The sequence below is a fragment of the Spirulina sp. CCNP1310 genome, from assembly GCF_034932185.1.
Classification (GTDB): Bacteria; Cyanobacteriota; Cyanobacteriia; order Cyanobacteriales; family Spirulinaceae; genus Spirulina.
In genome coordinates this window covers 1-17,137 of sequence record NZ_JAYGHW010000011.1, presented here as the reverse complement: position 1 = coordinate 17,137, position 17,137 = coordinate 1, and the positions used below count along the sequence as shown (strand labels likewise).

Annotated in this window: 17 protein-coding genes; 3 read left to right on the top strand and 14 right to left on the bottom strand. The window is 53.4% G+C overall.

Features of this window, described 5'->3' with window-relative positions; translation table 11 throughout:
• Positions 1–49: 49 nt before the first annotated feature.
• From VB712_RS04910 to VB712_RS04880, 7 genes are all read right to left on the bottom strand, one after another.
• Positions 50–1,528, bottom strand: a complete 1,479-nt coding sequence (locus VB712_RS04910) for a CHAT domain-containing protein (protein ID WP_323252722.1) — start codon at positions 1,526–1,528, stop codon at positions 50–52.
• A gap of 3 nt (positions 1,529–1,531) precedes the next feature.
• Positions 1,532–2,551, bottom strand: a complete 1,020-nt coding sequence (locus VB712_RS04905) for a hypothetical protein (RefSeq protein WP_323252720.1) — start codon at positions 2,549–2,551, stop codon at positions 1,532–1,534.
• 210 nt (positions 2,552–2,761) lie between these two features.
• On the bottom strand, positions 2,762–4,030 hold the full coding sequence (locus VB712_RS04900) for a DUF4255 domain-containing protein (RefSeq protein WP_323252718.1): 1,269 nt from the start codon (positions 4,028–4,030) through the stop codon (positions 2,762–2,764).
• Between the two features lie 47 nt (positions 4,031–4,077).
• A complete protein-coding gene (locus VB712_RS04895; protein WP_323252716.1) occupies positions 4,078–4,770 on the bottom strand; it encodes a response regulator transcription factor in 693 nt (230 codons plus the stop codon).
• The gene (locus VB712_RS04890; RefSeq protein WP_323252714.1) at positions 4,767–5,972 is read right to left on the bottom strand and encodes a HAMP domain-containing sensor histidine kinase; all 1,206 of its coding nucleotides are present in this window, start codon (positions 5,970–5,972) and stop codon (positions 4,767–4,769) included. The genes VB712_RS04895 and VB712_RS04890 overlap by 4 nt, the downstream gene beginning before the upstream one ends.
• Before the next feature lie 100 nt (positions 5,973–6,072).
• Complete coding sequence (locus VB712_RS04885; protein WP_323252712.1) at positions 6,073–6,345, bottom strand: TIGR02450 family Trp-rich protein; 273 nt, start codon at positions 6,343–6,345, stop codon at positions 6,073–6,075.
• Between the two features lie 58 nt (positions 6,346–6,403).
• Positions 6,404–8,359 carry an ATP-binding protein gene (locus VB712_RS04880; protein WP_323252710.1) on the bottom strand — a complete coding sequence of 652 codons (1,956 nt, stop codon included), beginning with the start codon at positions 8,357–8,359 and terminating at the stop codon, positions 6,404–6,406.
• A gap of 199 nt (positions 8,360–8,558) precedes the next feature.
• Here VB712_RS04880 and VB712_RS04875 point away from each other — a divergent pair, with 199 nt between their 5' ends.
• Positions 8,559–10,604 (top strand): DUF4157 domain-containing protein, encoded by a 2,046-nt coding sequence (locus tag VB712_RS04875; protein WP_323252708.1) that lies wholly within the window; start codon positions 8,559–8,561, stop codon positions 10,602–10,604.
• Positions 10,605–10,694: 90 nt separating this feature from the next.
• On the opposite strand, the gene VB712_RS04870 is transcribed toward VB712_RS04875, so the two are convergent.
• From VB712_RS04870 to VB712_RS04860, 3 genes are all read right to left on the bottom strand, one after another.
• A complete protein-coding gene (locus VB712_RS04870; RefSeq protein ID WP_323252706.1) occupies positions 10,695–11,603 on the bottom strand; it encodes an NAD(P)-dependent oxidoreductase in 909 nt (302 codons plus the stop codon).
• Complete coding sequence (locus VB712_RS04865) at positions 11,603–12,895, bottom strand: homoserine dehydrogenase (RefSeq protein ID WP_323252704.1); 1,293 nt, start codon at positions 12,893–12,895, stop codon at positions 11,603–11,605. The genes VB712_RS04870 and VB712_RS04865 overlap by 1 nt, the downstream gene beginning before the upstream one ends.
• A gap of 120 nt (positions 12,896–13,015) precedes the next feature.
• Positions 13,016–13,153, bottom strand: coding sequence for a photosystem II reaction center protein K (locus VB712_RS04860; protein ID WP_323252702.1), 138 nt, complete (start codon positions 13,151–13,153; stop codon positions 13,016–13,018).
• 170 nt (positions 13,154–13,323) lie between these two features.
• Between VB712_RS04860 and VB712_RS04855 the strand changes: the two genes are divergently transcribed.
• A complete protein-coding gene (locus tag VB712_RS04855) occupies positions 13,324–13,638 on the top strand; it encodes a DUF760 domain-containing protein (RefSeq protein WP_323252700.1) in 315 nt (104 codons plus the stop codon).
• A gap of 163 nt (positions 13,639–13,801) precedes the next feature.
• Here VB712_RS04855 and VB712_RS04850 read toward each other — a convergent pair whose 3' ends face one another.
• From VB712_RS04850 to VB712_RS04835, 4 genes are all read right to left on the bottom strand, one after another.
• Positions 13,802–14,053 (bottom strand): hypothetical protein, encoded by a 252-nt coding sequence (locus VB712_RS04850; protein WP_323252698.1) that lies wholly within the window; start codon positions 14,051–14,053, stop codon positions 13,802–13,804.
• 98 nt (positions 14,054–14,151) lie between these two features.
• The gene (locus VB712_RS04845; protein ID WP_323252696.1) at positions 14,152–14,937 is read right to left on the bottom strand and encodes an RNA methyltransferase; all 786 of its coding nucleotides are present in this window, start codon (positions 14,935–14,937) and stop codon (positions 14,152–14,154) included.
• Positions 14,938–14,946: 9 nt separating this feature from the next.
• Positions 14,947–16,146, bottom strand: a complete 1,200-nt coding sequence (locus VB712_RS04840; RefSeq protein WP_323252694.1) for an HhoA/HhoB/HtrA family serine endopeptidase — start codon at positions 16,144–16,146, stop codon at positions 14,947–14,949.
• 74 nt (positions 16,147–16,220) lie between these two features.
• Complete coding sequence (locus tag VB712_RS04835) at positions 16,221–16,763, bottom strand: hypothetical protein (protein WP_323252692.1); 543 nt, start codon at positions 16,761–16,763, stop codon at positions 16,221–16,223.
• A gap of 45 nt (positions 16,764–16,808) precedes the next feature.
• Between VB712_RS04835 and VB712_RS04830 the strand changes: the two genes are divergently transcribed.
• Positions 16,809–17,093, top strand: a complete 285-nt coding sequence (locus tag VB712_RS04830) for a hypothetical protein (RefSeq protein ID WP_323252690.1) — start codon at positions 16,809–16,811, stop codon at positions 17,091–17,093.
• Positions 17,094–17,137 lie beyond the last annotated feature (44 nt).

Below are 17,137 nucleotides of genomic sequence, written 5' to 3'. Positions count from 1 at the left end.
CCTTTCGCAAGCCGCGATAAGAGCGAGATCAACGAGGATTGAATGCCAATTAATGCCAATCCCCCACCAATTGAAACCCAGCCCAAAGGGAGGGATGGCGTAAATCTAAATCCCCTTGGGCTTGGAGGCGTGGGGTTAAGGGGATGATCTCACCATTGGAAAGGATGAGGCGATCCACGCTTCCATCGCCCGCTAACTTGACTTTCCCCTGTAAGAGGTTTAGTTGGGCTTGACGCAGGGTTTGGGGTTTGTTGGGGTTTTGGCTGAGGAGTTGATAATATTCGCTCATCAGGGCCAACGTTCCCAGATCACTCACCTGCCAAAGACTGGCTAAAGCCGCCTTCACCCCCAACTGCACCGCTAACCCCGCAAAGCCCAATTCACTTTGGCGATCGCCCACCGCCGTTTGACAAGCACTGAGAATCAACAACTCCACCGAAGGGCGATCCTGATCCGTCCAGCCCAATGTGCGGACAATTTGCCGCAATTCCGGCAAGGTTAAGGGGCGATCGCTAAATTGCAAATAGGATTCCCCCTCAGTCGCAGGGACAAACGTTGCATGGGTAGCTAAATGAATGATCCCAAACACCCGTTCCTGATTGGCAGCGATGAAATTCGCCACCGTAAATTCTTCTTCCTGCCAGACTTGACTGGGCCAAACCAAACGACTAATAAACGCCAATTCTAAAGGCACAGCCTCTAAGTTAGGTTGGGTTTGAAATTCTGAGGCTCCCATGGCTAACAAATTGGCATTACGCACATTACTATAGCCAATATCTACCAACCCAAAGCTGGGAATTAAACTCACGCCATACTGCTCAATTAAAAACTGCTCGCCATTATGTAAAGCCCCCATGGGCAGCAGTCGTAAGCCCTCATCCAAGGAGAACAGTAAATGATCAATATCACGGGCTGCTAGCTCTGGCATTAAGGGTTCAATTAAAAATGCCGATAATTGTTGGGCTGTTCTTAAAAAGGCTTGGGGTTGGCGAACATTGGTTAAATCCCGGCGAAATTGACGGATGAGATTCTCAATTTGTTGGGGGGATTGGGTGGTAACGGTGAGCCGAACAATCGAGGTTTCAAGATCAAGGGGGTCTCCCCTTTCCCCCGGAAAAACTGCGACAATTTGAATTTCTGTTGGTAAATTGACGATATAGATAAACGCTGATTTTTGCCCGGTCATCTGCCAGGATTGGTTTAACGTCGTGACAATTTCCGTGGCCGTGGGAACCGGGCCACAGCGTTCAATTTCTAAAAAATTGCAAAATTCAAAGGCTTGGTATTCTTCCATGAGGGCGATCGCCCCCGTATTGCTACTTTGTTGGAGTTGGGCAGCATAGGCGGCGCGATCCACCCCCCCGGAGGAGCCGGTGATCTCGTTGCCCGTTGCCCCATCTCGTTGGGGGGGCATGATATTGAGGGGGTTGGGGGCGGTGACATCGGATTGATTACCGCTCTGGCCCCAATGGGGTTTCACCCAGAGGAGCAGCAATAGCAATGTGATCAGGGGGCTGAACTTGCGCATGGTTCAAAAGGAAAAGTTATAACTGGCGGAAAAAATCAGCCGGGCGCGATCGCCCGCACTGCCGGTGAGATCGCTCACCCCCAACACCACCACAAAGGGCAGATCCGCCAAGGGAACCCAGGATGCTCCCAAGCTCAGGTCTTGCCCTGTCCATTCAGCGATCGCACTACTATTCGGCGTTAAACGCAACGCCGCCGCCCCAAAAATTCCCACCGTAGAGCGATTCTCCTGCACCGCCGCCTCGGAGCGAAATTGGCCATTGCCCACCCCTAAGGTTAAATGCAGTTGGCTCAAGGGTTGAGTCAGATCAGTATGGAGATCGAGGCGTTGGGTAGCCACCCCATACACCGAAGCCGCACTATCAACATTGCCAAACTGGGCAAAGGATTGCACCCCCACCGCCACATTAAAATGAGGGCTAAGGGTACGATGAACTTTAACACTCAAACTGCCATCTCCCCGCCAAGGTTCAGCCAAATCCACAAGGGCCAAACCGAACTCCAAGCCCAAACTGGTTTCACTATCCCCCAACCCCAATTTAAATCCGTAGACCCCATCACTCCGATTCGTAAACCGGGCCGGCATTTGCAACCCCAATCCAGCGGCAAACTCCCCCTGACTCGCACCATAGGCGGAAGGGATAATCATCGTAATACTGGGGCTGAGGGGGCTTGGAGCCGTTGCCGTCGGGGAGAGTAACGGTAAAACCTGGGGTTGAAAAGGTTGGCGTTGGATGGGGGGGCGGTGGATGGGTTGAAACAATGGAGGATCGGGAGCCTGACTAAACAACGGGGGATCTTCTCGGGGGGGCTTAAAGAGGCTGCTGGGATCAGCTTTAGCAACAGGTTTAGCCAACTCCGCCGGGAGGGTTTGGGCCGCTAAGGGCGTTGGTATCAGGGTTAGGGCGATAACGAGGCTAACGAAGGGAGGAAGGCTAGGGGGAATGGGGAACGGGGAATGGGGAATGGGGAACAGGGAATGGGGAACAGGGAACGGGGAACGGGGAACAGGAAGAATAATCATGGAAAAATCTCACCTAATTGCCTATTGCGTATTACCTATTGCTTATTACCTGTTCCCGATTGCCGATTGCCGATTGCCGATTGCCGATTGCCGATTGCCGATTGCCGATTGCCGATTCCCTATTCCCTATTCCCTATTCCCTATTCCCTATTCCCTATTCCCTATTCCCTATTCCCTATTCCCGATTCCCTATTCCCTATTCCCTATTCCCTAAGTAATCACTAATCGCGGGCCAATGTACCAACCATAGGTTTCACTCTCCGGATCTAGATCGGTCTGTAGGCAACTTTCTGCTCCATCCACATGGAGGCGCAATAAATAATCTCCGGCTTTCACGCCTTTAAAGGGAATGGTGACGGTGTTGGTGATTTGGGAACGGGTGGGAATTTCCCATAAATAGTTGCTAGGACGATCAACAGACCATTCATTGAGGGCCAGGACGACCCGTTGCTCGGGTTGAATGGGGAGATGGGTGGTGACTTCAATACTGCCACTGCGTTTCCCCCGTCCATTGCCCTGATCACTGACGAGGGCAACATCGAGGATTGTGGGGCGGAGTACAAAGGGGGCCAGGTTTGATTCGATGCTGGCGGCTCTGCCCTGGGGGCTGGCGGTTGGTGTGTAGGTGATTTTTAAACTTTGGATGCCAGCGTGGAGGGCTACGGGTGGGAGACTGCCTAAATCGAGGAAGATTTCGTCTTCGCTCAATCGCGTCGGCTGAATGCGGGCGGCCCCGATGCAAATTTGCATTTCAGCGCCCTGGAGTGATGTGCCGCGAATGACGATGGTGCTGTGGGCTTCGATGGGTAGGGTGCGGTCGTCGGCGTTGGTGACTTCGGTGATTTGCGGGCGACCACTGAGGGGGGAGGGGCCTATGGGGGGGCGATCGCGCACCGGCAGCGCTTTTTCCCCCGTCTTTTCCCCTTCAATCATCACTACTGTTGCCTTATAGGCCATGGAAAGACAGTAGGGGGTTTGGAAGAACACCGACCAAATTTTCGACAGTTCATCAATGGTGAGGTTAATTGGGGAAAAAGAAACCTCGGAAAACTGCTCCGTTAGGGTTGAGCGGTTGAGATATTCCAAATGGGCATCTTCGAGGGTATCGCGGATCGTGTCGCGGGAAATTTGCTGAAAGTCCGTTAACGTGCGGATCACACTGCCGAGCAGCCGTTGGGGTTCTAATTCCGCCTCATTGCCGTAGCAACTGATCATGTAGTGCATATCGAGGGCAGTGCGGGAGCGGATCGCCCCATCGCCTCGCCGGTTCCGTCGTTGGATTTCGGCACTATTGCCCCAAAGATAATTCATGGGGACATGGTAAAGAAAGAGATTCACGCCACTGCTGGGGGTGGCGGTGCCGATACTATCGGGGCGCAGGGTCGTCACCCTGGCCCCACTCACATCCCCTTGAATGCTGTTTTGCAGCATCCGTTGGAGGGTGGCAGTGACGGTGGCGATCGCAAGATGATTACTCATAAAAGTTTAAACTGGGCGTGATCCTGAGCAGGCAAACAGATAAGTCTTTAAGATTTAATTAACCCTAACCGGAGGGCTTTCACAATGGCCTGAGTTCGACTCGATACCCCCAGTTTTTCAAAAATGGAGGTGAGATGAGCTTTGACGGTGGCGACGGTGACATAAAGGCGATGGGCAATGGCGGTATTTGATTCCCCCTGAACGAGCCAATGGAGTACCTCTTGCTCCCGGTCGGTTAAGTTGAGGGACTTCACCGAGGGGAGGGATTGCCCGGCGAGGAATTGGAAGCGGCGGAAAAAACAGGTCGCTACCTCTGGGGCCAGGTAAATTTTCCCGGCGAGGACGGTGGCGATCGCCGTCGGCAATTGTGTGGCAATACATTCCTTAAACACATAGCCCCGCGCTCCCCCCTGCATCGCCATAAAAATCCACTCATCATCACGATGGGCCGAAAGCACCAACACCATGCCCCCATAACCCCTTTCCCGCAACTGCAACAGCGCATCAATGCCGCTGAGGGTGGGCAATTCCAAATCCAATAAAATCATCTGGGGATGTTGCTCACGGGCTAAAACTAGCCCCTGCTCCACAGAAGCCGCTTCCCCAACAATCTGTAAATTGAGTGTCTGATCGCGGTTATAAAACCCTAGTAAGGTGCGCAGTCCTTGGCGAAACAGGGGTTCATCGTCAATGAGAAGGAGGGAAATAGGGGCAGCGCTTTCTCCTAGCTCTCGGTTCATAGCTGCAATGCTCCCAGCGCACCCCAGGCGGTATTTTTGGGCAGATGGGGCAATTCCAGCGTGAAGACCGCCCCCCCTTCCGGGCTGTTGGCGGCCCAAAGCTGGCCGCGATGTTCCCGCACCAAATCGGCGGCGATCGCCAGCCCCAAACCCGTCCCCCCCGGCCGCTGGGAATAAAACGGCTCAAAAATATGGGGCAACACCGTCGGCGCAATCCCCACCCCTTGATCGCGAATTTCGATCTGCATCCGTTCCCCCAACCCGCGCCAATGACAGGTAATTTTACCCCCCACGGGGCTGAATTCGAGGGCATTGGTGAGGAGAATTTCCAAGACCTGTTTTAATTTCCATTGATCCACCCAGAGCCACAAATCCCCAGGGGCGATCGCCAACTTCACCCCCTGCCCCGCCAACCGAGGCGCTAACATCTGCCCCACATTGAGGATCAGTTGACGCACATCGGTAACGCTCAGGTGCAAAGACTGCTTACCATAGAGATCCAGCAACTGTTTAAGGTTGTCGCTCAATTCCGCCGCCGTGGTACGAATCACATCCGCCTGCTGTTGAAGGGTGGGATCGGTGAGGCCAAACTTGAGGTTTTCGGCGTAAAGGCGAATCAGGGCTAGGGGTTCGCGGAGTTGATGCTTGCCCCGCCGTAGGGTTTGCTGGAGGCTTGCTAATTCGCTTTGTTGGCGATGCATCTCATCTAGGAGGGTGTGATAGTCCGTCAACAAATGCAGCCAACGTTCCAAAATGGCCCTTTGGTGACTTTTGAGTTTTTTTTCACACCAGGCTGTCACCCCGAGGGGATAGTGGTAAATCACACCCAATTCTGGTTGGTCACTCAGTTGGTAGACCTGGGGATGATGGTGGCTTGGGTTCGGGGTGAGGAGATGGGGGATTTCTTGGAGGTTGTGGGGTTGGCCTTGGTTGAAGGCTTGCCAGGCGGTGAGGAGGGGAGTAAGGCGATCGGCGATCGCCCCCCCATCGCCCCCATATTCAGGATTGATCCGGCATAGGTCGGCCTCCTCTGGATTCCTGGGATGGTGGGCGATAGGTACGCTAACGCGGATCGCCATCACCCTCGGGATCAGCAGCATTAAATCCAGACATTGCCGCAAAATCCCCTCGGTGATTTCCCCAGAGGGTTCAGCGGGGGAAGCGGGCGCATCAAAGCTTGAATGGAGGGGAGCAGAGAACATGAATTCGCAGATCAGGAATAAGGTCTACACCACAGAGCAGCCGCCTCATGCTCCTATTAAAGCCAGGAATCCAGGAGGATTGAGGATTTTGCAAGATTTTTTAATACGATTCGATCCAGTCGGGTTCCGGTTCTGGCGGTTGATTTAACTGATGGAGGGGAGTCCAACCTGCTGTCCAGAGGCGATCATCTTTAAGTTGTCGGGCATTGACCCAAAGGCGCACGGTGGGATCACAGGTAGAAACCAACTCCGCAAAAACCCATTTTCCTTCATTTTTGCGGTTGTGAACCTCAAAATGTCGCCAACCGAGGGTTTTTTGTTGGGCTGTCCATTTTGAGCCTAAAAGGTGGGGAAATTTTTGTTTTTTAGCCATGATGATGGGAGAATTTTGCGGTGTAGGGGCGAAAGTTTGATTTTTGCGCCCCTAGGGGTTAATCGGAATCAATCCAGCCGATGATTTCCGCTGGGGTGAGGCTGCGGCCCAATTTTAAATATTCTGCTTTTGCGCCTTCTAAAATATGTTTCATTTGCACTGGCTCACCCTCATGGGCGGCAATGAAGGCGGCATTCATAGCAATGGAGCGAATATTTCCACCAGCAACATCTAACTGTCCTAAAAGTTGATGGTTTAAATTTTGGCTGGGCATTTCAAAAGGGAAAATATGCCGCCAGATTTCGCCGCGAGATTCCTGATTGGGGAAGGGAAAATTAATAATAAACCGGAGGCGACGCAAGAAAGCTTCATCCAAGGAATCTTTTAAGTTGGTGGTGAGGATAGCCAAACCTTGATAGGCTTCCATGCGTTGGAGCAAATAGCTGACTTCTAAATTGGCGTGGCGATCGTGGCTATCTTTCACCTGGGTGCGTTTGCCAAAGAGAGCATCGGCTTCATCAAACAGTAACACCGCTCCCCCCGCTTCGGCGGCATCGAAAATTTGCCGCAAATTCTTTTCGGTTTCGCCAATATATTTACTACTCACAGCACTGAGATCAATGCGGTAGAGGTCGAGGCGAAATTCCCGCGCAATCACTTCAGCGGCCATGGTTTTGCCTGTACCGCTGGGGCCGGCAAAGAGGGCGCTAATCCCTAACCCCCGTTGACCTTTGCGACCAAAACCCCATTCTTCATACACCTTGGCCCGTTGCTGCACTTGGGCGGCGATCGCCCTCAAAATTCCCTTCTCCCTGGGGGGCAAAATCAATTCATCCCAGGTGGCGAGGGTTTCCATCCGTTGGGCCAAATGTTCAATTTTGGGCCGGGCATGGTTGCGGCAAAAGGCCCAGAGATGATGGGCGTATTCTTGAGCCGATGCTCCGGCATGGGGGACTTGGCTGGCGGCTTGGATCGTGGCGGCGGAGAGGTTGAACTGGGCAACTAAACCCTGAAGTTGGCCATTTAACCCTTGGGCCTGATTCCCCAGGGCCGCCTCCCATAAATGTAATTGTTCGCTATAGCCGAGACGGGGCAGATCGAAGGGGGCGAGGGTGCAGTGGGGAACAGTGATCCTTTCGGGGGTGGCCACAATTGCCCCGCCGGGAATGGTTTGCAGGAAAAGCTGAAGGGCGGCGGTGTGGGTGGTGTTGCTATCCTGTTCGATCAACAGCAGGTTAGGGGCGAGGGTGGCCCACCGTTGCCAACGGCTCACCAACTGTTTAACGGCGGCTAAATCCGTGGGCAGGGCGGAGGCTTTGAGGCCATAGAGCGATCGCCCTAAGTTCTGGCTCAAATGTTGGGCAATGGCGGCGGCCTGTTCTGGGTCTGAGCCGCACAATTGCACAGAGGCTCCAGGTTGCGCGAGGATCCTCCTGAGGTCTTCAGTGAGGGCGACATGGCTGGGGGGGAGGGGCAGGATTTGAGCTTGGCAAGGTTCAATCACCCCTGCGAGTAAACTATCGCGGTAGGGTTCCCCCATGAGATAGTGCAAAATCCCTTCATCAATTTGCAAACGGCTGTGGGTAATATCTTCGCCGTTAGCCAGGTGGAGGAGTTGCCAGTGGCGCAGGGGGGCATCGGGGGTGAAGGCTTGCCAATGGGGTTCGGGGAGGAGGTTAAGGGCGAGGTGGAAGGTGGGATAGGTGCAATCGGGTTGGTCTTGGGCGATCGCATACAATTCCCGAAATCGGGGATGTAAGGCCCGCCCCACACAGAGGAGGAGAATATTTTCTTCAAAATCTGAAAGGTGAAAGCGATCGCTCAGGGTCACTAAAGCCGGAGGAGCATCGCTCCAACGGGGCCGTTGGGGTGGTGCAGTGGGGATTAAATCCTGGCCATTTTTGACAGCAATATAACGATCAAGGTAATAGTGAATGGAGGCGATCGCCCCCATCAAATAATGATAATTCTCCCCATACCAAACCCGGTTAGTTTCCTGCAACCTCACACCCACCGCGTTTTCCTCCCGTCAATGCTCCCACCCTATCATTTCCACATCAACTCCGATCCCTAGCCAAAGGTCGAATAGACGATTTTTCTACCCTTGACTATAATGAATCTAAATTTTTTAAGCCTTCGGAAAAATATCAGGGCCATGTACTGGGCTGTTTCCCTGAATTACTCGCTGTAGAAACACCTACCCCCTTTCAGCCATGCGCCATTACCGAGCCAAGCATCAACCCGCTTCTGTCCCCGTACAATCCAGCGCGAACCGTTTTACGCCGTCGCCTGTGATCCAAACCAAAGCAGAAGCAACGGAACTGCCGGAATGGCAACAGGCGAACAACTATGATCTCGATATTCTTAACCTAAATTCCACTCCAATTCAAGCCAAGCTGACCATTGGCGAACCCAACGACAAATACGAACAGGAAGCGGATCGGGTGGCGGCGGAAGTAGTTCAACGCATGAATGAACCGGAATCAGTGCAGCGGGAAACGGCTCCTGAAGAGGAAGAAAAGATGCAAGCGAAGCGGGAAACGGCTCCTGAAGAGGAAGAAAAGATGCAAGCGAAGCCTCAACTTCAGCGGCAAGGGGTGAGTGGTGCGGTTTCTCCGGAACTAGAGCAAAGCCTGAACCGGGCTAAAGCTGGTGGTCAGTCCTTAGACCCCCAAATTCAAGCCAAAATGGGGCAGGCGATGGGGGCAGATTTTAGCGGCGTGAAAGTCCACACCGACAGCCAAGCGGATCAACTCAATCAAGCGATCCAAGCCAAAGCCTTCACCACGGGCAAAGACGTGTTTTTCCGCCAAGGCGAATACAACCCTGGTAGCTCCAGCGGCCAAGAACTGATCGCCCACGAATTAACTCATGTGGTGCAGCAGGGAGCAACCCCTCATACAGCCGTAAGAACAACACCCACCACTGAACATATTCAACGAGTTTCAGTGAATAGCACAAAAGCATCTGACTGGGACACTCTTACTAACGGAAAAACTGGAGCAGGAGTTAATGGTGTCATTTTTGCCACCGCAGCAGATGGGAGTAGCGTTGTCGTTAAAGGGTTGTCAGAACCACCTCAACGAGTGATGTTAGCGCAAGAACTGATGGAGCAAGCTGGCGTTGCAACAACCGAAACCAAGCCCATTGCCGCACAGTCTAAGCTAGGTAGACATATTTTAAATAAATTGGATGAATTGGGTGTCACGGTTGCAGATAATAATATTCAAGCTAAAGTGGCAAATTGGCGAGGCTATCAAACATTACTACTCATGGCTCCTGCTAATGTAAAAAGCCTTCAGGAATTATTTACTCAAGGGCCGGGTTTAGGCGCACCTAACAATGGTGCTCCTCTGATCGGTGGCCCCCGTGCCGTTCGACAAGCAGATATTAATCAACATACACTCTATTTTCAGAATCTCTTTAATAATGCACAAATGTGGAAAGATTTTGGCAAGATATTTTTCATTGATCAGTTTTTAGGAAATGAAGATCGGTTTGAAACTCTAAAAATCCAGAATGTCTTTATTGATGATCAGGGCCAGGTCATGGCACTAGATAATGACACGATGGCAGCAGATTATATTTCTCAAGTGACTAGTGTTGATGCGGTGACTAACCCAAGACAGGCCCCTCAGCAACAAATCGTAAACTTAACTCCAGATAACTATATTCAAAATGTGATTGCTGGAGGCTGGATGCATAATAATACAGCTTTGCAAGAGCGTATGATGGGTTCTCTAAATCAGGTATCTGGTAGAAGTGGAGAGCTAGGAACAAAGGTTAATCAGAAAGTTAATGCTTTGCTCAATTCTCTGCTTAATGCAGTACAAAATGGGCAAAGTAATAGTGATGTTGCTGCAACTGCTGTCATCACAAATATCCTGAACAATGTCCAGCCATGTCAATTTAATATGACTCAAGGAGCAATTTTTGCTCAACAGATGATTCAAAATATGTTTAGAAAACAAGTCAGTAAGAAAAAGAACCAATTCCAAGTTTTATTTGAAGCTCAGAGTAAGCAGTATAAAAAAGGCTACCAACCTAAAACAGAGACAATGTACAACTACTTATCTCTGGCAATTCGCTATGAATATCTGGAGTTGCGAAGTGGCGGTCAAGATCACCAGACTGCTCTCGGTAATGTCCAAGCACTGTTCCGACAGCAGGTTGCGGATATGGCAAGAACAGCGGTTACAGAACTTGAAATGGATCAAAATACATATGTAACATCAGAGCGCCTAGTTAGTATCACATAAAGACATTCATTCCCCAACAGGTGACAGAGCCGCCCAATACCTATGTCATGGCTCTGCCATGGCAATGAACTTGCAACTGTGCTGAGTAACTCAGGGAAAGGGTGTATCACTCATTGAGGAGAAGGATGTGAGTTGTGCTAATTGCGATCGCACCGTTGGGGGATCATATCCCAGGGCAAAAGCTTTAGAGCTATCCAGGGTGAGGTCGCGGGCGCGGGGGGCGGCCATGGGGACATCGGCTTGGAGACAGGGGGAGAGTAAAGCGGGGGAGAGGTTAAAAACATCCGTGAGTAACTGGCCAAAATCGTAGCGGGAAAGGCGATCGCGCCCTCCTAAATTAAACAATTCCCCTGGATGATTTAACAGTAACAATAGACCCGATGCTGCCACAATGGCACTCACCGGCATCCGAATTTCATCGGTGAATAACCGCAACGGTTGCCCCGCCCGCAATTGGCGTAAAAAGGGTTGTAAAAAACTCTCCGATTGGGGGGAAGCGACCCCAAACATGAGGGGCATTCGGGCAATGGTCGCCAAGGGATAGCGATCGCCCATCCCCAATTCTGCTAATACTTTATGCTCCCCGTAACGATTGAGGGGGCAAACCGGCGAAGTTTCGGTATAGGGCGGGTTACGACCATCAAAAACCAGTTCACTGGAGGTAAACACCAAAGGAATCCCCGCCGCCCCACAAAGATCTGCCAACCGCCAAGAAGCTGCCACATTGACCTGATAGGAATAATCCGGGTTCAACTCGCAATCGTTAGGACGGGAAAGGGCCGCCAAATGCAAAACTGCATCGGGGCGCACCTGGTCAAAACAGGCTTGCAATTGATCAGGATCCGTCAGATCGACCCGTAAGAGCCGCGTTTGGGGAATTTTTAGAGGTTGGCGGTGATAGGTTCCCCACACCTGCCAATCCCGCGCCGCTAGGGGGCAGAGCGTCCAGCCCAAAAAGCCCCCGGCTCCGGTGACGAGTAGCCTGCGTTGGCGATCCATTAAAGCACCCGCAACACCGTCGCCACTCGGATATCATCCACCGCTTCAAAATCGTGAATCGCCGTCAGGGCGGCGCGGAAATGCCCTTCTTGGACATCGTGGGTGACGACAACCACTTCCGCCTCGCCCTGTTGATAGCCGATTTGGACAATGGATTCTAAGCTCACCCCCGCATCCCCGAAGCAGGTTCCTAAATGACCAATCACACCAGGGCGATCGCCACACAAGAACCGCACATAAAACCGGCTTTCCACCGCCTCGATGGGGGTAATTGGGGCATAGTGATCATGGTGACAGTGGAGCATCGGGTGGGGTTGTTCGCCTTTGCTTTCCAGGAGGGCAACGAGGTTCAACAAATCCGCCACCACTGCGCTGGCCGTCGCTCCCTGACCCGCTCCCGGGCCGTAGAACATCACCTGACCAAGGGGATCCGCTTCCACAAGGATGGCGTTAAAGACACCGTTCACACTCGCTAAGGGGTGATGCTTGCTCACCAAAGTGGGGCCAACGCGGAGATGGAGGGAGTTTTGGGGTTGATCCCATTGGGCGATCGCCAATAACTTGATCGTAAATCCCAATTGTCGGGCGTAGTTAATATCCGCCTTGCCAATGGTGCGAATCCCTTCCCGCTCAATATCCTCGTAGCGCACCCGCCCCCCAAAGGCCAGGGAGGCGAGGATCGCAATTTTATCAGCGGCATCAAAGCCATCCACATCGGCGGTGGGGTCGGCTTCGGCATAGCCGAGGGCCTGCGCTTCCGCCAAGACATCGGCAAAATCTGCCCCCGCTTCCTGCATTTGGGTGAGGATGTAGTTCGTCGTGCCGTTAATGATCCCCGTAACGCGCTGAATGCGGTTGCTCACTAAGGATTGCTTGAGGGGTTGAATGATGGGAATCCCGCCCCCGACAGCGGCTTCGAGGAACACATAGACCCCGGCTTTTTGGGCGGCGGTGAAAATTTCATCCCCATGGCGGGCCAGGACGGCTTTATTGGCGGTGACGATGTGTTTCCCGGCGGCGATCGCCATCAGGATCAGCGATCGCGCCCGCTCCGTCCCCCCAATCAGTTCGACAATAATATCAATCTCTGGGTCAGTGGCGATCGCCTCTAAATCCGTGGTCAAGCAGGCGGGATCCAGGGCCACCGAGCGCGGTTTGTCGAGGGATTTCACCCCCACACGGCAAATATTGAGAGCAGCAATGAGGGGGCTGCGCCCAGGGGGATCGAGTAAAATGGCGGCGGTGCCTGTGCCAACCGTGCCCAGCCCTAAGAGTCCGATGTTATATACCACGTTCTTTCTGTCTGATTGCGCTTCCTACTAGCCTAGCGGCTTTTTGCCCAAAAAAAAGAACATCCTAGAGGATGCTCTTGATGGCATTTGTGAATTCTGAACTCAATCCTCGAAAATGGCTTACTTGAAGCCCACGGAAGCCTGCCACACAAAGGCGAGGGCCAAAAACAGTAACGGAATAATCGGGAGAACGTCCACCAGCGGATCAAAGATTTGATAAGCTTCGGGCAACTCTGCCAAGAACATGGCTGCAATCATTGATAAATCCCCTTCCAATACAGCTTTTTTAAGAATTGAGTTGAATTTTAACACAGTGGGGCCAGGGCAAACCCTCCAGGGGCAAAATCCGAGCCTGGGGAGTTCGGTTTTACCCCATGCCCCCCGCTGCATCTCTCGCTACAGTGGGCGTAACCATTGAGGAACAAACCATGGAAAACCCCAACGGAGCGATCGCGGGTATTTTTAACACCGACCAACAAAACGAACTCTGGCAATATATGCAAACCTTGGGCAGTGAAACCGCTAATCAACTGTTTCAACCCAGCAAGGAAGCCTCACAACTGATGGAAAGCCAAATCATTGGGATGTTGGGGGGGCTGCCGGCGGGCCATTTTGATGTGCAAATCACAACGAACCGCGAGCAACTGGGCCGCCTCTTAGCCTCCGCGATGATGAGCGGCTATTTCCTCCATCGTACTGAACAACGCATGGCCCTAGAACAACAATTTAAAACAACCCCCTAGGGGCGAAAAATCTTTTGCTGCTCCCGCAAAATTCCCCCTTCCCATCATTTTTTGCGACTCATGAGAACGCGACTTCCCCCTTTTTAAGGGGGATTGAGGGGGATCTCTGGACCCCATGGAAAAGCCCCTCGCCCATTTTGGAGCGAGGGGTTTGGGGTGAGGGTTATTCTAAATCCTTGGGGGGTTGCTCCTTTAAGCCCAAGTCTTTAAAACTTTGCTTCAACACTTTCCACAGGTCTTTAATTTGCTGATAGGCCACATCAGAAGGAATTTTACCTGAGGTTTCCAAATTACAAATGTAATTGACCCGTTGGGCAAACTCTTGCAAATTCGCATTAAAGACTAGATTCCCTGGCTCAAACTTTCCCCGGTAGGATGTACGGGGATAGAGAAAGTCTTCTTTGGGATCAACCATGGAAATTACTCCAGAAACAGCAAAACAAATCAAATTGAATCAGTGCTCAACCAGCATTTAAGTTAGGATTTTAGCAAAACTCAAAAAACGCGCTAAGGCTAGGGGGTTTGGCGTTGGCGCTGTGCTTCGTAGAGTAAAAGAGCTGCTGAGATCGCCACGTTCAATGATTCTACTCCCCTCGCTTGGGGAATGGCAACCCGTCCATGGGCTAGATTTTGTAATCTGGGGGGGAGGCCCGCGCCTTCGTTGCCTAAAAGGATGAGGCTGGGCGATCGCCAATCCCAATCCCAATAGGTTTGGGGGGCATCCATGGCGGTGGCCACCACCTGCACCCCCTGACTTTGATAATCCTCGATCAGGGCGGCTAAATCCCCTGTTTGAATCACCGGCAACCCTAGGGCCATCCCCGCTGAAGCCCGCAACACTTTGGGATGATCCGGAGCGACGCTATCGCCACTACACCAAACCCCATCGGCGGCTACAGCGGCGGCGGTGCGGATAATCGTCCCCACATTGCCGGGATCTTGGACTTGGGACAAAATCACCCCTAGGGAGGGTTGAGCGGGAGCCTGCCAGGGGAGGCAATGGCGGGGGAGGACGGCCACCACACCATCGGGGTGAACCGTCGTCACCATTGCCCCTAGCACTGCCTCACTGACAAGCTCGACGCGATCGCCTTGGGCTTGGGCTTGGTGCGATCGCTCCCGATTTCGCGATGCCCAAGCCTCGGTATAGCAAACCACGGTGAGCCGGTAGCCTTGGGCGAGGGCAATATCCAGGAGATTCGTCCCTTCCAGGAGCAAAGCCTGTTGTTGAGCGCGACCCTTAGCCCGATGCAATTGCACCAACTCCTTCACCAACGGGTTTTGACGACTGGTAATCATAGGCGGGGTTTAATCTTGGGTGGGAAATGCACCGGGGCGCACCATTAACGGGACAACCCCGCGCCGCCGCTGTACCTCCACCCGCAACGGCTGACCAATGCGACTGCGCTCCACCTGTTGCTGTACCTCCGCCGCCGTATTCACCTCCACATCCCCGACTTTGAGGATCACATCCCCCGCCTGAAACCCGGCAGCTTGGGCGGGCGATCGCTCCACCACGCGCAGGACGATCACCCCTTGTTCCTGGTCAATTTGCCGAAATAATTGCGGTGCGCTCTCGTTGAGTTTTTGGCGATTATCGGGGCTAAACGTGACCATTTCGATCCCTAGATAGGGGTGTTGCACTTTGCCGTTGTTAAACAGTTGGTCGGCAATGCGGATGGCGGTTTCGATAGGGATGGCAAAGCCGAGGCCTTGGGCATCGGCGCGAATGGCGGTGTTTACGCCAATGACTTCCCCTTGGGCGTTCAGCAGGGGGCCGCCGGAATTGCCGGGGTTGATGGCGGCATCGGTTTGAATGAAGCTGACCCGTTTGTCGGGAACGCCCACTTGGGTGCTGGAGCGGTCGAGGGCGCTGATAATGCCGACGGTGACGGTGTTATCGAGGCCGAGGGGGTTGCCAATGGCGATCGCCCATTCCCCCGGAATTAACCGTTCCGAACGCCCCAACCGCACCACGGGCAATTCATCCTCAGATTCAACTTTAACGGCGGCAATATCGGTAATCGAATCCCGCCCCACCACTTGGCCCCGTAACACGCGACCATCTTTAAGCGTCACCTGCACCCAATCCGCCCCTTCCACCACATGGGCATTGGTCATCAACCGGCCATCGGCACTGAGAATAAAGCCTGAACCAATCCCCCGAGGAACGACGCGCTGTGGAGGGGGGGCATCTTCCGGGAAAAAGCGCCGGAAAAAGGGGGGATCGTCGGGGTTTTCTGGGGGAGATTGGCCGGCATCAATGCGGACGACAGCGGGGCCGACGGCTTGGGCAGCTTCAGCAATAAAATTAATACTGGTGGGAGCAGCGGGAGCCGTGCTGGGGGCGACGGTGGGGAGGATTGTTGTGCTTAAGGGTTCGGTGGGGGAAGGGGTGAGGACAGAAGGCGTGAGATCCTGGGGAGGGCGACGGCTCAAGATGCCCAGGCCTGCGCCGGTTAGGAGCAGGGTGAGGTATAAGCTGAGTTGTTTGATGGGGTAGCCCATAGAGTGGCGATCTCGTTTAGGTGGTTTTGCATCCTCCTTTTACACTTTAGACAAAAATTAACAAAAAACTTGCATTAATCATGGGGATCGCAAAGCAATTTCCCAAACAAGGGGGTGAGGGTAGTCCCCCTCGGATCAAAGTTTTCGGCTCTTTGGGGGGGTTGATCGACAAATTCACAGAAGAGAGTGGTTCGTTCATTTGTGCCTAGGCTGAAATCTTTGGCAAAGTTGGCAACGGATAAATGGTTAAGGGTGGTTTCTGGGATCACATCGGGAAGGCGTAGGATCTCAAAGGCGCTAGACGTGATCAACCCTTTCCCCCCCGTTCCCCCCTGGCCGCCCCGACCACCGGAGCCACCGCCCCCAGACCCCACACCTCGGCCCCCACCGCCGCCGCCGCCGCCATTGCCTCCGGTTCCGCCTTGGCCGCCGTTGCTATGGAATGCGATCGAACCGCTACAGGTGGCGATCGCCCCACTTTCCAAAAAAATCCCCACCCCACCGGCTCCGCCATCCCCGCCCATTCCACCCGCGCCACCCCCGCCGCCGCTGTTTTGAAAGCCAGTAATGCGGCCCATCCCTCCCATACCGTTACTGGAGCCATCTTCACCATCCAAACCGCCCCCGGTTCCTAAGCCTCCTAAGCCCGTGCCGGTTCCCCCATGCCCACCGCTACCATTAGCAGTGCCACCATTGCCACCCTCACCGGCCCCATTGCCACCTTTCCCACCATTGGCTCCAAAATTAGAGCCACCGCCGCCGCCTCCAAAACCGAAACTACCGCCGCCACCGCCGCCGCTGGTATTTGTACTCGCACCACCGCCTCCAGCACCTCCCAAATTGCCTACTTGTCCAATTGTTGGTGTATTTGTACCATCACTTCCCAATCCACCCACGCCCCCAAATCCCCCACCGCCACCACCACCGCCACCCCGAAAATTAGCTGATGTATTCCGACCCCCTTGGCCGTGGCTACCCCCAAAGGCTCCCC